Raw genomic sequence first — 16,298 nt, forward strand, 5'->3', positions numbered from 1 at the left:
CCGATAAAGGATATGTTGTATTTATAAAATTTTAAATATTCAAAATGAATTCTCAAATTCCGAGTAAACAAAATTTCACTAAAGAAAGTCTGAAGAAACAATTCAGACTTTCTGAGTTTCTTGCCGAAAAAATAATTTCATCCGTTGCTTTTCTTTCAATTGCGATTATTTTTCTGATTTTTATTTTTGTTTTTAAAGAGTCTTTACCCATTTTTTCTCAAGGTAAAGAATCAGTTAAAACTGAAATTCAACAGTCAGCTGCTTCAAATGATAAGCCTGAATCCTATGGAGGATCAGAAACATCAGCTGAATTGCAACCAGAATCATACGGAGGTGTAGAAAAAGAAGAGTTGCAACCAGAGTCTTATGGAGGTGTAGAAAAGGAGGAGTTACAGCCAGAATCATACGGAGGTGTAGAAAAAGAAGATTTACAACCGGAATCCTATGGTGATGTAAAAAAGGAAGATTTACAACCAGAATCTTATGGAGGTGTTGAGGTAGAGCCATTGGTTGCCGATGATAATTCGGCGGAGAGTACAGAAGTGAAAGAAGAAAAATCTAATTCTATTTGGGATAGTCTGTTGACTGCAGATTGGGTTCCTGTTTCTGAGAATCCTAGATTTGGATTATTAAGTTTGCTTATCGGTACATTAAAAGTTACCATTATTTCGATGCTTATTGCAGGTCCTATTGCTATTTTGGCAGCACTTTATACAGCTTGTTTTGCTTCTAAAAGAACCAAAGAAATTATTAAACCGATTATCGAAATGCTTGCAGCTTTCCCATCGGTAGTTATTGGTTTTTTTGCTTTGATGGTTATGGCTACTTTTTTTCAGGATATTTTTGGATATGATTCGCGTCTAAATGCTTTTGTTGGTGGTATCGCTATGGCTTTAGCGTCTATTCCAATTATTTATACGATATCTGAGGATGCACTTTCTTCTGTCCCTAAAACTTATACCGAGGCTAGTTTGGCTCTAGGAGCTAATAAATGGCAAACCGCTTTTTATGTGGTGTTGCCTGCTGCAACTCCGGGTATTTTTGCAGCCTTATTATTAGGTGTGGGTAGGGTTTTTGGTGAAACCATGATTGCTTTGATGGCTACAGGTAATGCGGCCTTGATGTCAGCAAATCCGTTTGAGAGTGTGAGAACTTTTGCGGCTACTATCGGAGCTGAAATGGCAGAGACCGTTTTTGGGGAAACTCATTATAGTGTGTTGTTTTTTATCGGTTCATTGTTGTTCATTTTTTCTTTTGGATTAAATGCGTTGGCAGAATTTTATGTAAAGGGTAGATTAATTAAGAAATTTCAAGGGAAATAATCATGGATACAGCGACTAAAGAAATCAACAGTTCCTTGCTTTCAACTCAAAATAATAATAGTGACATTAAAGGGAAACTTATTGTAGGAGCTACTCAACTGGCAGTTTTTACTATAATTGCAGTTCTTTTTGTTATTTTAGGAATTATAGTTTATGAAGGACGTGAAAAATTTTCATGGGAATTCATCAGTTCTTTTCCAACAAATGGAATGACCGAAGGAGGTATTTTTCCGGCTTTGATTGGAACCTTTATTTTGGTTATTGTAATGTCTATTGCTGCGGTGCCTTTTGGAACCATTACAGCAATTTATTTGACAGAATATGCCAGTGAAAGTTCAAAATTTGCTGCGGCAGTTCGTTTTTCTGTTCGTACTTTGGCGGTAGTGCCTTCGATAATTTTTGGTCTTTTCGGACTTGGATTTTTTATTCAGTTTATCGGTGCCGGTTTTGATACTGCTTTTAATGGAGGACAGTTACGTTGGGGACAGCCTAATATACTTTGGGCGAGTTTGACCATGTCTTTGTTGACATTGCCGGTAATTATTGTTTCTGTTGAAGAAGCTTTAAAAACCATTCCGCGTGAGTTACGCGAAGCCAGTTTGGCTTTGGGTGCGACCAAATGGCAAACTATAAAAAATGTGGTGCTTCCGGGTTCGATTTCGGGTATTATGACAGGGACTATCTTGGCGGTGAGTAGAGGAGCTGGAGAGGTAGCGCCTATTTTATTTACCGGAGCGGCTTATTATTTAGCTTCGTTACCTGGTTCATTGAGCGATCAGTTTATGAATTTAGGATACCATATTTATATTATGGCGACACAATCTTCAGATGTTGAGAAAACGATGCCTATACAATTTGCAACAACATTAGTATTGTTAATTCTTACTTTGTCGTTGAATCTTGTAGCGGTTATAATTCGATCAAGAATCAGAAGAAAAGCAAAATAGTTTTGCACATTAACTAATAAAATTTACTTTTAGATATAATAAAATAAAAATGAAAGACATAAAAATACAAGTAAATGATTTGTCATTGTATTACGGTGAAAAGAAGGCGTTAAAAGAGATTACAATGCAGGTGCCGGCTAATAAAGTGACTGCTTTAATTGGTCCTTCGGGTTGTGGTAAATCGACTTTTTTGAGATGTATTAACCGAATGAATGACTTGATTCCTAGTGTTTCTATAACGGGTCAAATGCTTGTGGAAGGAGTTGATATTTACGATAAGAATGTTGATGTGGTAAACATCAGAAAAAAAATCGGGATGGTTTTTCAAAAATCAAATCCTTTCCCGAAATCTATTTACGAGAATGTTGCTTACGGTTCCAGAATTAATGGAATTAACGATAAAAGAGAGCTGGACGAAATTGTTGAAACTTCATTGCGACAAGCTGCTATCTGGGATGAGTTAAAAGACCGATTAGGAGATTCAGCTTTAGGACTTTCGGGAGGACAGCAACAACGTTTGTGTATTGCCAGAACTTTGGCGGTAAGCCCGGATATTATTTTGATGGATGAGCCAGCGAGTGCTTTGGATCCAATTTCTACTTCTAAAATTGAAGAATTGGTTCACGAATTAAAAGAGCAATATACCATTATCATTGTTACGCATAATATGCAACAAGCAGCGAGAACCAGTGATCACACCGCTTTTTTCTATATGGGTGAATTGATTGAGATGGGGAAAACAAATGATATATTTACCAAACCAGAGAAAAAACAAACTGAAGATTACATTACAGGTAGATTTGGATAATATTTTTAAATTGGTATAAATTCCATTATCATATTAATTATATCCGTTTACTTTTAAATTTTAAATATATAAACATGGCATCACATTTTGAAATAGAACTTGAAAAACTTAAAAATGTAATTATAAAAATTGGTACTCTTGCTGAACATCAGTTAAGTGAGGCGGTAAAAGCTTTGCTTTCTGAGCCAATGGTTGAGAAAAAAGAGGTTAAAAAAACTGAAGAGAAAATCGATAAACTAGATGTGAAGATAGATGAGATTTGTCAAAGTATCTTTGCCTTACAACAGCCGGTAGCCTCTGATTTACGATTTATCATGGCCTCAATGCAAATTAGTAATGAGATTGAAAGAATTGGGGATTTGTCGATGAGTGTCATTAAAAACTCAAAAAACATAAAAGAGAAACATGACTTAATTGCTAAGTTCAATATTGCTGAATTAGCTAAACAGGTTGAAATTATAACTGTAAAAATGAATGAATGTTTTATCAATAGAAGTGAAACTACTATTGGAGAAATTTTTGTTTTAAATAATAGTATTAAAACGAGTAGTGATGATATTATTCATAACCTTATGAACGAAATGAAAGTTAATTCTAAGGCTGTAGTTTCAGGTATGAATCTGGTTTTGGTAATAAAACATTTAGAGCGAGTTTCGGAACATTGTACTAATATTGCTGAGCATGTTCATTTTATGATTAAAGCTAAAATCATCAAACATGAAAAATTTGAAGATAAACAGCAGTAATATATAATCTTGGTTTTATAAAAAAAAACTAGGTTTTTCGATAAGGAAAACCTAGTTTTTTTTTATGAAGTAAATTAGGTTTTAATAGTGTCTAAATATTTTTTTAAAAAATGTCTGTAATCAAAAAATAAGTATTATCTTAATGTTTTAATTCTGATTATAAAAAATACATTATTAAAAATATCTTAAAAATTTGAATTATGAATTGGAAACTCAGCAACAGATTCATTTATACAGGTTTTTTTATAGCTGTAATTATACTTCTACTTTTAAGCCTGTTTTCGTATCAATCACTTCAAAAAAGTAACGAAAAAGAACAATGGGTAAGACATACCTATGTGGTGCTACAGACCAGTAAAAAGATTTTATTATCAGTTAAAGATGCTGAAAATTATCACAGGGCATATATACTTACAGGCAATCAAAATTTTTTAGATTCTATTGCTAAAGCAGTTGTTAAAAAGGATGGTTTGTTTAATAAAATTGAGCTTCTTATTGCGGATAATCCCCGTCAGAAAAGTAGAATAGACACACTAAGAAAATTAGTAGAGAAAAAATATTTTTTTATTTACTCTAATTTGTCTTTAAGAGCAAAGAAAGGTTATGAAGAAGCTGTTAAAGTGATGAAAAAAGGGGAAGGTAAAAGAATAATGGATCAGATTATTGTTGTTTTTGAGCATTTAGAACAAGAAGAAAATAGGTTATTGGAAACTCGGAAGATAGAAACTCAAGTATATGTTTTTACAACTAAAATGATTCTGTTTGTTGGAACTTTTTTAAGTTTATTGATACTTTTTCTAGTTTTTTATGTTCTTCAAAAAGAGATTAAGAAAAGAGAAAAAAATGAAGCACAGTTGTTCATTCAGAACGAATGGTTTACACAAACTTTAGTGAGTTTGGGAGATGGTGTTATCACTACAGATACCAACGGAATAATCACAATGATTAACAAAGCAGCTTGTAATATAACCGGATGGATTAAAGAAGAAGCGATAGGAAAGCATATTGATTTTGTTTTTTTAATTACAAATGAAAAAAACGGGAATCAGGTTAAGAATCCTGTTATAGAAGCTATTAAACTCGGTAGAATAGTTTTTTTAGAACAAGATGTACTTTTACAAACGAAAAATGGAGAGAAAATATATATTGATGATAGTGGATCTCCTATTCATGACAGAACCAATACAATTATAGGAGGAGTACTAATTTTTCGTGATGTGACCGACAAGAAAAAGACACAGCAGGAGAGAGATTTATTTTATACTAAATCAATTGATATGATTGGTATTGCCGGAAAGGATGGTTTTTTTAAGCATATTAATCCTGCTTTTGAAAAAACGTTAGGGTATACTGAAACTGAATTTCTGTCGAAAGGCTTTATTGAATTTATACATCCAGATGATATTGACAAAACATTTAAAGAGGTTGAAAAGCTATCTATGGGGGAACCTACTGTGAATTTTATAAACAGGTACAAGTGTAAAAACGGGAATTATAAATCAATAGAATGGAATGTTACCCCAGTTGGAGATATTTGGTATGCAATAGCGAGAGACACTACAGCGAGATTAAAAGCTGAAGAAGAGATTAAGGCTGCACGACAAAAATTTTATCAGATTCTGGAATCTAATCCGGTAGCTATAGTGATTACGGATGTAGAAAATAGAAATATAAAGTATGCCAATGATGCTTTTTGTGAAATGTCAGGATTTGATAAAGAAATGGTTATAGGGAAAAATGCTTTGGAACTTAAAACATTAAGCGCGGAAGAGTTAGAAAGAATTAAGAAACAAACTTTTGATTCCGGAGGTCATGAAAAAAATTTAGAATCAAAATTCAGAAGATGTAATGGAGAAATTATTGATGTTCTTTTTTCTGTTGAAAGTATTGAGATTGAAGGAGAGATGTGTTTTATAGGTTCATTTATGGACATTACTCAAAGAAAAAAAGCAGAAAAAGAAATCAAAAAATTAAATCAAAATTTAGAAAAAAGAGTGGAAAAAAGAACAGCGGAATTACAAAACCAGAAGAAATTTACAGATGATATTTTGAATAAAATTCCAACAGAAATTGCAGTATATGATCATAATCAAAAATATTTATATGTGAATCCAAAAGGTATAGAAAATGAGGAGATTAGGGATTGGGTTATTGGAAAAACAGATTTTGATTATTGCAAGTTAACTGGGATAGATGATGCTGTTGCTAAAAAAAGAAGTGAATCCTTTGAAAAAGTAAAAGAAAATGAATCGGTTGAATGGATAGATGAATTATCCATGGATGATGGAGAAATAAAATATATGCTTAGGATTTTGCATCCATTGGAAGAGAATGATAAATATATTTTGACAGGTTATGATATTACAGATATTAAGAAAGCTGAATTTGAAAAACAACAATATATAGCCGATCTCGAACAAATGATGTTTATGACTTCACATAAAGTTCGGCATCCTATAACCCAGATTATTGGAATTTCAACGTTAATTGAGGAAGAGCAATCAAAGACCGAATTAGAAGAACTGTTAGGATGTATAAAAAAGCCAATTGCTGATTTGGATCTTTTTACAAGAGAGTTAACTATGTTTATTCATAATATTAAGAATAGAAATGGAAAATAATATATAGGGCTTTTACGGTAGTAACGCTACTAATCTATTTAATTTTAACTGTCTAGCCCAATAGATTTGTTAAAAATCGAAATGAGTTCAACTATATTTTTAATATTTAATTTGTTGAATATTTTGTTTTTATGAGTACTTACTGTTGTGAGTTGGATGCTCAGTTTGTTGGCAATCTCAATGTTTCCATCACCTTTCACCAATAATTCAGAGATTTCTCTCTCCCTTTTAGAGAGCTTGTCTAAGGGGTTCATGCTTTCTTTGTTATTGGAAGCTTTCACCAGTTCGTTGACAATGCTTGGCGTTAAATAATTACCTGTTTTTAAAATAGTATCGACAGCATTAATTAGCATTTTCTTGTCACTTAATTTGTTGAGGTAGCCATTAGCTCCGGCAATAATGTAAGGACAGGCATGGGTTTCTTCTTCGTAAACTGAAAAAATTAATATCTTGACATCAGTTTGAAGCTCTTTTATTTCCTGTATCATGGATGTGTTTCTGCCGCCGGGAATATTAATGTCTAATATGATTAGATCAAACGTTTTCTTTTTTAAAAGACCTAAAGTTTCGTTGTAATTATCGGTAGTTGAAATGGCAATATTTTTTAATTTTTCTTCTAAAATTATTGAAACACCTGTTCTTACAACTAAATGGTCGTCTACAATAAGGATTTCTTTAAGCATAGTTTAATATTTAGATTAAAAATTTATTTGAGGTTGATGTCGATGGTTACTGTAGTTCCATCATTGTTGGGATTTGAAAATACGATATCTCCTTTAAGTATTATTAATAATTCGAGTACTAGATGTAAACCGATACCATAGGTGCTTAAAATTAATTTTTCGGGATCTCTGTTTTCGAATAATTTGGTATAATAATCAATAATATCCGGACTCATTCCTACACCTGTATCTTTAACCCAATATGTGATTTTTTCAGTATCTGATTGGGCTCCGATTTCAATAATACCTGTATTGGTGTTTTTTACCGCATTGTCTAATAAATTATGAATGATTATTGAAATTATTCGAATGTTTATGTTTGATTTTAAATTGATATCGGCATTGTTTATAATTTTAGTGCCATTATTTAAAGCTATTTCTTCAAAGAAATTTTTTTTATTTTCAATTAGATCATAGACCGAGTACCGTTTTTGATTGTAATCTTTATCTTCTATATATATTTTAGAATACTCAATGAGTGTTTTTGTAAAGTCATAAAGCTGGGAGGATGATTTGTATATTGAATTAGCATATTTGTATGTGATGGTATTTTTAGCTTTTTTGCTAGTGCTAGTTAGATGTTTTGCAATGAGTTGGATGTATTTTAAAGGGCTCCTTATATCGTGGCTTATGGTGCCTATAATTTTTTTATGTTGGATAATTTCGGTGTTTAAATCCAGTTTTGTTCTTTCTAAATCTTTGATTATGGCTTCCAGTTGCTCTTTTTGTTGGTTTAATTCCTGTTTGGAATTAATTAATTTTTGGAGCATTGAACTGTAGTATATACTTATTGAACCTATGATTACACAGATGAAAAAGATATTTGTTAATAGCAGATAATATTTAACGGTGCGGGTTCCATTTCCTAATAAATTGGAAAAATTATCTTCTTTGATTGCTATTTGATTATTTATATAGTCTAATTGCTGGAGTATTTTGATTTTTGTTTTAAAATCTAATTGATTGGCTTCTATTTTTTTTTGTAAACGAACTCCTGTTTGATAAAGTTCTGCATTCAATACATCACCGCCTTTCCATTCGATTATTGCTTTTTTGAAGAATGAGAAGCCATTAAAATTTTTAAACAACCATATCATGTCGTCCAGGTCTTCTTCTTTATTCTTGCCTTCTCTAAAGCCCTGTTTTATGGTTTCTTTGTCTAATGCTTTAGTTAGTGCTATCCTTGCTTTGGCATCACCCATTGGTGTAATAAGGTTTTCTTTGAACTTTATCCAATATTTTTTGTTTGATGTAAACAGATAGTTAATCAAATTACGAGTAGCTATATTATGTCCTTTAGAATAATGAGACTCCCCATTTACATAAGCTCTGGTTGCCGATAAAGTTTTTATAGTATAAAAGTTGATGACTATCAACATAGAACAAGCCGTTAATATTATAATCAAAAAGGTAATAGTATTTGCTTTGGTTTGTTTCAATTTACAAAAGGGGTACTAAGTTGATTTTTAAAATAATAATTAGGATAATCCAGGGAATTGTATGAAAAGGGGGGCAGTTTTCATCAACTTTATTTTAAATCGTTCTACAAATATACCAATATATTTAACTTATTTTGTAGGAATATGTCCATTTACTGATTGAATATTGTCCATTTTTTAGTAGTTTTTATTTTGTTAAGTTGTAGTTTTATATCTATAGATAATTTAACTTTTTCCATATTCAATAATTTAATTTTGTTAATAAATCATTTCTGCTCTTGGGTTTTATAGTTTTTATAGTCATAGTATTCGTATAAAACGCCTAAAATGTGATTTAAATCAAAATTAAATTCTTTAGATTATGAGAAATAACTACCTTGATTTATCTAATAAAAACCTTATTCAAATAACGCAATTAAGAAACAGATTTAATAAGTTGTTTTTGTTCTTAGGGTTGATACTATTGTCTTTGAATTCTTATGGGCAATGTAATGTTGAAGTTCCTACCCCTTTTGTATCGGCTAATTTTGATAACTTATCGGTTAGTACAAATACTACAGGTGTTTGTCTTTCGATTGTGGGTTGTGGTATCAATAATGAAAGCCGCTTAATAGATGCCAGTTTAACCAATTTTGCTTCGGCCAATTTTGGAGTAGTCAGTATCGGGACTTCTCATTCATTGAGGGTTACCGATAGTAATACAACCTATACTGCTGGAACTTTTGCGGGATTTAAAATTGCTCCAAGTGGTGGATTACTTAGTTTGGATTTGCTAAATGGTATAACAATTAAAACGTACAATGATGGCGTTCAACAGCAATCATTTTCTGGTGCTTCATTACTGGGGTTAAGTTTGTTGTCCAGCCCGACAGATTATATTGTTGGTTTTAATACTTCAGTAGCATTTGATGCCATTGAGATTGTTTTAGATGGAGGAGTGTCATTATTAAGTTCTACTAATATTTACCATGCAGTTGTAAGAGAATATTGTGCAGGACCGGCTTTGGTTTGTAATACAGCTACTAAAGTAAGTTTGCCTACTTATCCAGTTGCCATTGATCAGGCTAATACAGGAGTTTCAGGGGTTAGTGTGGGAAGTGTTTCTAATGTTGAAAATGCTATTAGTTCTGATGCTAATGATTATGCAACAATTAATTTAACTGTTGGTTTGTTGGCTTCCGGAACTATAGCTATAAAAGATCAGCTTACAGATTATCCTGCAGGTACTTATGCCGGTTTAGAAATAGAGAATAGTAATCTTTTAAGTTTGACGGCCTTAGGGAATGTAGTGGTTAGCACTTATTTAAACGGTGTCCTAAGGGAGCAATTTTCGGGAAATAATCTAGTTGCAAATACCTCATTGCTCGCTTCGGGAGGGAGATTCAAATTAGGGTTTGTCAGTACACAATCTTTTGATGAAGTGAAATTGTCGGTCAATCAAACTTTAGCAGTGAATTTAGGAACAACCAGAGTTTATGGTGCTGTTTTTGAAAGATTCTGTGCAGGACCGGCCTTGCCTTGTAATACACAAACAGCAGTGACTACACCAACATATCCGGTATATGTTAATAATACCAATTCTGGTATAAATGGTTTAGTTTGTGCGTTATGTTCAGTAAATAATCAGGATAATTTAATAGATGCCAATCTTACGAATTATGCCGAAGTTAATTTATCAGTAGGGGTAGGTACAAGCGGAAGTTTATCAGTAAAAGAACAAATTACCGATTATCCGGCGGGAACTTTTGCAGGTTATACTATAGAAAATCCAAATTTAATTAATGTAGGTGCTTTTAATGCAGTAAGAGTAACTACCTATTTGAATGGAGTACAACAAGAATCAAAAATAGGTAATGATGTTTTGGTTTCTGTAGGAACCGATTTATTAGTTACTACGGGTAAAAAAACGGTTGGTTTCGTATCCACAACAGCTTTTGATGAGGTTAAAATTACTTTTGAAAATTTAGTCTCTTTAAATTTAGGGATTGTTAAAGTTTATAATGCGGTATTCCAAAAATTATGTGATCCTGTAGTAGAATGTAATAAGACCTATGTTTTATCAAATCCTGATTTTCCGGTAGTAATTAATCAAGATAGAACGGGAGTTGAAGGAGTTGCCTGTGTATCCTGTGCCGTTAATAATACCAATAATTTATTGACTGCCGATAAAACCGATTTTGCTAATATTACTTTGATTGCAGGAGTGGTAGGTTCAGGGTCAGTTTCTGTAAAAGATCAATTATTTACCTACCCTAAAGGAACATTTGCAGGATATGTAATTAGAGATTTAGGAACTCTGGCTCAGGTTAATTTATTACAATCTTTGAGCATCAGTACTTATAATGATGGTGTTTTACAAGAATCCCGAACAGCAGGACAAGTAATCGATTTGTCACTTATAGGGCTTGATGTTTTGGGTTCAGTTCCGGGAGTGTATAATATTGGTTTTAAAACTACGCTGCCATTTGATGAGATCAGACTTACTTTGAATTCAGTTGCAAGTGTAATTAATTCAATTAATGTTTATGGGGCTTTTGTAGATACTTCTGAGAGTGATGGTGGCACATTGTTGTGTAATTCATCGGCAATTACAGTAACTAAGGACGGAGTTTATGTTGATACCAATTCAGATGGAAAAGTAAACGTAGGAGATAGAATTGATTATACTTTTGTAGTAAAAAATACAGGCAATGAAACCTTAACCAATGTTACTGTAACAGATAATAATGCTAACGTTTCAGGAACTCCAATAGCGAGTCTTGCTCCGGGAGCCAGTGATTCTACAAGTTATACTGCCACTCATATTATTACCCAGGCTGATATAGATGCAGGAGTTGTGTATAATTTAGCAACTGTAACTGCCGTAACACCTTTTGGAACAACTATAACGGCTACTTCTACTGATCCAACACCTTGCGGTAGTTGTCCGGTAAACCCTGGTTGTACAGATTGTACTGCTACATTAGTGCCTCAAACGGATGGAATTGCTTTGGTAAAAACAGCAGTCGTGGGAGGAACAGGAGCTAAGGGAGACGTTATTACTTATACTTTCTCGGTAACTAATACAGGAAATACAACCTTAACTAATATTGTAGTAACCGATCCTATGGTTGGTTTGAGTATAACAGGAAATCCAATAGCCAGTTTAGCTCCGGGGGCTACTAATACTAGTATAACAGGAATTTATGTTATTACCCAGGCAGATGTTGATGCCGGAAAAGTAACCAATTCGGCATTAGTAACCGCTAAAGATCCACAGAATAATGATATTACCGATATTTCGGGAACAACTGTAACTACTGATGATAATACAGAAATACCGGTAACTCAAAATCCAAAAATTGCTTTAGTTAAGACAGGAAGCGTTGGAGGAGCTGGAGGATTAGGGGATCCAATTACCTATACTTTTGCAGTAACCAATACAGGGACAACAACATTAACTAATATTGTAGTAAGCGATCCTATGCCTGGATTGATTATAACTGGAAACCCAATAGCCAGTTTAGCTCCTGGGGCAACTAATATAAGTATTACAGGAACTTATGTGATTACCCAAGCAGATGTTAACGCTGGTAAAGTAACTAACTCGGCATTAGTAAACGCAAAAGATCCACAAAATAATAATATTACGGATATTTCGGGTACTACGGTATTAACAGATGATAGTACCGAAACTCCAATTGGTAGTAGATCTACAATTGCTTTAGTAAAAACAGCAATAATTGGCGGTACTGGAACAGGACTTTTGGGAGAAACAATAACCTATACTTTTGCAGTAACCAATACAGGGACAACAACTTTAACTAATGTAGTAGTGACAGACCCTATGGTTGGTTTAACTATAACAGGAAGTCCGATAGCTAGCTTGGCTCCCGGAATTACGGATACAAGTATCACAGGGACTTATGTGATTACTCAAGCCAATGTTGATGCAGGAAAAGTAACGAATTCAGCATTAGTAACGGCTAAAGATCCACTGAATAATAATGTTACTGATATTTCAGGAACTACTATAGGTACTAACGACAGTACAGAAACACCGGTTACTCAAAGCCCGGCTATCGCCTTGGTAAAAACGGCAGTTTATAATGGTAATCCGCTTAAAGCAACGGCAGGAGATACAATTACTTATACGTTCACAGTTTCCAATATCGGAAATACAACTTTATCTAATGTTGTCATTTCTGATCCAATGATTGGTTTAACAATAACAGGAAATCCTATTGGCAGTTTGGGAGTAGGTGCAACAAATGCAAGTATAACAGGAACTTACATTGTTACTCAGGCCAATATTGATGCAGGTAAAGTAACCAACTCTGCTTTGGCTACTGCCAGAACTCCTCAAGGGAATAACGTTCAGGATATTTCTGGAACTACTGTAAATAATAATACCAGTACTGAAACTATTTTGCCTCAAACATCAAGCATTGCGTTAGTAAAAACAGCCGCAATCAGCGGAACAGCTACAGGGCTATTGGGAGAAACAATAACTTATACTTTTGCAGTAACCAATACAGGAAATACAACTTTGACAAATGTTGTGGTGACTGATCCTATGGTTGGTTTAATTATCACTGGAAATCCGATAGTCAGTTTGGCTCCAGGTATTACAAATTCTACTATTAAAGGAACTCATGTAATTACTCAGGCTGATGTTGATGCAGGAAAAGTAACCAATCAGGCAACAGTTACGGCAAAAGACCCGCAAAATAATGATATTAGTGATCTTTCAGGAACTACAATAGGTACAAATGATAGTACTGAAACTCCTGTGACTCAAACACCGGCAATAGCTTTAGTGAAAACAGCTGTTTATAATGGTAATCCACTTAAGGCATCGGTAGGTGATACAATTACCTATACGTTCACGGTTTCTAATACAGGAAATACAACCTTAACTAATGTTGTAGTTTCTGACCCAATGATTGGTTTAACAATAACAGGAAATTCTATTGCCAGTTTGGGAGTAGGTGCAACAAATTCAAGTATAACGGGAACTTATATTATTACTCAAGCCAATATTGATGCGGGTAAAGTAACCAACTCCGCTTTGGTTAATGCCGAAACTCCTCAGGGCAATAACGTTCAGGATATTTCAGGAACAGCCGTTAATAATGACACGAGTACCGAAACTACTTTGCCAAAATCAGCTTCATTGGCTTTTGTTAAAACAGCGGTTTACAATGGAAATGCAACAAAAGCAGCAGTGGGAGATACTATTACTTATACTTTCACGGTTACCAATACCGGAAATGTAACGGTAAGCAATATTGTGATTAATGATGCCAAATTAGGAGCGACTAATTTAGCCTTGGTTCCGGGAACTTTAGCACCATCGGGAGTAGGAGTGGTAACCAGAAGTTACACCATTACCCAGGCTGATATTAATGCCGGAAAAGTAACGAATACGGCTATTGCCAAAGGACAAGATCCTCAAGGAGTGGATGTTCAGGATATTTCAGGAACTACTGTGAATAATGATACCAGTACCGAAACTACATTACCAAAATCAGCTTCATTGGCTTTTGTTAAAACAGCGGTTTACAATGGAAATGCAACAAAAGCAGCAATAGGCGATACAGTTACTTATACTTTCACAGTGACCAATACCGGTAACGTAACGGTAAGTAACATTGTAATTAATGATGCCAAATTAGGAGCGACCAATTTAGCCTTGATTCCGGGGACTTTAGCACCGTTAGGAGTTGGAGTGGTAACCAGAAGTTACACCATTACCCAGGCTGATATTAATGCCGGAAAAGTAACCAATACGGCTATTGCCAAAGGACAGGATCCGCAAGGAATTGATGTTCAGGATATTTCTGGAACAGCCGTTAATAATGACACGAGTACCGAAACTACTTTGCCAAAATCGGCTTCATTGGCCTTTGTTAAAACAGCGGTTTACAATGGAAATGCAACTAAAGCAGCAGTGGGTGATACTATTACTTATACTTTCACAGTGACCAATACCGGAAATGTAACGGTAAGCAACATTGTAATTAATGATGCCAAATTAGGAGCGACTAATTTAGCTTTAGTGCCTTCTACTTTAGCACCATCGGGAGTTGGAGTGGTAACTAGAAATTATACCATTACCCAAGCTGATATTAATGCCGGAAAAGTAACCAATACGGCTATTGCCAAAGGACAGGATCCGCAAGGAGTGGATGTTCAGGATATCTCAGGAACAGCCGTTAATAATGACACGAGTACCGAAACTACTTTGCCAAAATCGGCTTCATTAGCCTTTGTTAAAACAGCGGTTTACAATGGAAATGCGACTAAAGCAGCAGTGGGTGATACTATTACTTATACTTTCACAGTGACCAATACCGGAAATGTAACGGTAAGCAACATTGTAATTAATGATGCCAAATTAGGAGCGACTAATTTAGCTTTAGTGCCTTCTACTTTAGCACCATCGGGAGTTGGAGTGGTAACTAGAAATTATACCATTACCCAGGCTGATATTAATGCCGGAAAAGTAACGAATACGGCTATTGCCAAAGGACAGGATCCTCAAGGAGTGGATGTTCAGGATATCTCAGGAACGGCGGTTAATAATGACACCAGTACCGAAACTAGTTTACCAAAATCGGCTTCGTTAGCCTTTGTTAAAACAGCGGTTTATAATGGAAATGCAACAAAAGCTGCAGTAGGAGATACCGTTACTTATACTTTTACAGTAACCAATACAGGGAACTTACCAGTAAGTAACATTGTAATCAATGATGCTAAGTTAGGAGTGGCAAATTTAGCCTTAGTGCCGTCTACATTAGCACCATCGGGAGTTGGAGTGGTAACTAGAAATTACACCATTGCCCAAGCTGATATTAATTTAGGAAAAGTGACTAATACGGCTATTGCCAAAGGGCAAGATCTATTAGGTAACGATGTTCAGGACATCTCGGGAACAACAGTTAATAATGATACAAGCACAGAAACTAATTTACCACAATCTCCAAAAATTGGATTAATGTTAAATGGGGAGTTTCAAGATGAAAATAACGATGGCCAGGCTCAAATAGGTGAAACAATTTTGTATACCTATACTATTATGAATTTGGGTAATGTACCATTGTCTAATGTTTGGATTGATAATGCAATGGTTGGACTTGGAATGAATAGTGGTAGAATTAATATGCCTATTGGAGCTGTGGATAATACTACTTTCACAGGAAGTTATAGCATTACCCAAGAAGATATAATTGCAGGACATGTAACTAATCAAGCTACTGTATATGGTACAAGTCCTTTAGGTGTAATAGTTCAGGATTTGTCTGATAATGATAATCCATTAGAAAATGATGCTACCGTAATAGGTGTTGATGGTTGTGTAATAAAAGTATTCAACGCTGTTTCACCAAATGTAGGTTCAGAGTATGAGAGGATTTTATATATAAGAGGATTAGATTGTTATCCAAATAATACCGTTCAAATATTTGACCGTTGGGGGGTAAAAGTGTATGAAGTGGATGGTTATGATAATGCGAACAAGGCGTTTAGGGGAGTGTCTGAAGGAAGAACAACGCTAAGTCAATCTAATGGTTTGCCAAGTGGGACTTATTTCTATGTGCTTAAATATGTTGATGCAGAAGGTAAAGGGTTTAATAAATCAGGCTACTTGCATTTAGTTAACGATTAGTAAATAAATATAGCATTGGAAAGAAAGGTTCTTTAGAGTAATTAA

8 protein-coding genes are annotated in these 16,298 nt (G+C 34.2%); 6 read left to right on the forward strand and 2 right to left on the reverse strand.

The genetic code is table 11. From position 1 onward, the window contains the following. Positions 1-44: 44 nt before the first annotated feature. The 5 genes from pstC (at position 45) to EOD40_RS03900 (ending at position 6,444) form a co-directional block, all read left to right on the forward strand. On the forward strand, positions 45-1,322 hold the full coding sequence (gene pstC / locus EOD40_RS03880) for a phosphate ABC transporter permease subunit PstC (RefSeq protein ID WP_128193590.1): 1,278 nt from the start codon (positions 45-47) through the stop codon (positions 1,320-1,322). A 2-nt stretch (positions 1,323-1,324) separates the two neighbouring features. Continuing rightward, a complete protein-coding gene (gene pstA, locus EOD40_RS03885) occupies positions 1,325-2,269 on the forward strand; it encodes a phosphate ABC transporter permease PstA (RefSeq protein WP_128193591.1) in 945 nt (314 codons plus the stop codon). Positions 2,270-2,318: 49 nt separating this feature from the next. Further along, positions 2,319-3,077, forward strand: a complete 759-nt coding sequence (gene pstB, locus EOD40_RS03890; RefSeq protein ID WP_128193592.1) for a phosphate ABC transporter ATP-binding protein PstB — start codon at positions 2,319-2,321, stop codon at positions 3,075-3,077. 74 nt (positions 3,078-3,151) lie between these two features. Continuing rightward, positions 3,152-3,823, forward strand: a complete 672-nt coding sequence (phoU, locus tag EOD40_RS03895) for a phosphate signaling complex protein PhoU (protein WP_128193593.1) — start codon at positions 3,152-3,154, stop codon at positions 3,821-3,823. A 200-nt stretch (positions 3,824-4,023) separates the two neighbouring features. Next, entirely contained in the window at positions 4,024-6,444 is a 2,421-nt protein-coding gene (locus EOD40_RS03900) for a PAS domain S-box protein (protein WP_128193594.1), read from the forward strand. 44 nt (positions 6,445-6,488) lie between these two features. Here the strand turns inward: EOD40_RS03900 and EOD40_RS03905 are convergent, their stop codons facing one another. Beyond that, positions 6,489-7,127 (reverse strand): response regulator transcription factor, encoded by a 639-nt coding sequence (locus EOD40_RS03905; protein ID WP_128193595.1) that lies wholly within the window; start codon positions 7,125-7,127, stop codon positions 6,489-6,491. 23 nt (positions 7,128-7,150) lie between these two features. Continuing rightward, positions 7,151-8,572: a sensor histidine kinase gene (locus EOD40_RS03910; RefSeq protein WP_128193596.1), complete on the reverse strand. Its 1,422-nt coding sequence runs from the start codon at positions 8,570-8,572 to the stop codon at positions 7,151-7,153. A 394-nt stretch (positions 8,573-8,966) separates the two neighbouring features. Here EOD40_RS03910 and EOD40_RS03915 point away from each other — a divergent pair, with 394 nt between their 5' ends. Further along, the gene (locus EOD40_RS03915) at positions 8,967-16,253 is read left to right on the forward strand and encodes a DUF7507 domain-containing protein (protein ID WP_128193597.1); all 7,287 of its coding nucleotides are present in this window, start codon (positions 8,967-8,969) and stop codon (positions 16,251-16,253) included. The last annotated feature ends 45 nt before the right edge of the window (positions 16,254-16,298 follow it).

Source organism: Flavobacterium sufflavum, assembly GCF_004016525.1.
Taxonomy (GTDB): Bacteria; Bacteroidota; Bacteroidia; order Flavobacteriales; family Flavobacteriaceae; genus Flavobacterium; species Flavobacterium sufflavum.

Excerpts from the sequence above, each read along its gene's own strand:
- EOD40_RS03915 (WP_128193597.1), top strand. The coding sequence starts at position 8,967 with ATGAGAAATAACTACCTTGATTTATCTAATAAAAACCTTATTCAAATA.
- pstB (WP_128193592.1), top strand. The coding sequence starts at position 2,319 with ATGAAAGACATAAAAATACAAGTAAATGATTTGTCATTGTATTACGGT.
- pstA (WP_128193591.1), top strand. The coding sequence starts at position 1,325 with ATGGATACAGCGACTAAAGAAATCAACAGTTCCTTGCTTTCAACTCAA.
- EOD40_RS03900 (WP_128193594.1), top strand. The coding sequence starts at position 4,024 with ATGAATTGGAAACTCAGCAACAGATTCATTTATACAGGTTTTTTTATA.
- phoU (WP_128193593.1), top strand. The coding sequence starts at position 3,152 with ATGGCATCACATTTTGAAATAGAACTTGAAAAACTTAAAAATGTAATT.
- EOD40_RS03905 (WP_128193595.1), bottom strand. The coding sequence starts at position 7,127 with ATGCTTAAAGAAATCCTTATTGTAGACGACCATTTAGTTGTAAGAACA.
- pstC (WP_128193590.1), top strand. The coding sequence starts at position 45 with ATGAATTCTCAAATTCCGAGTAAACAAAATTTCACTAAAGAAAGTCTG.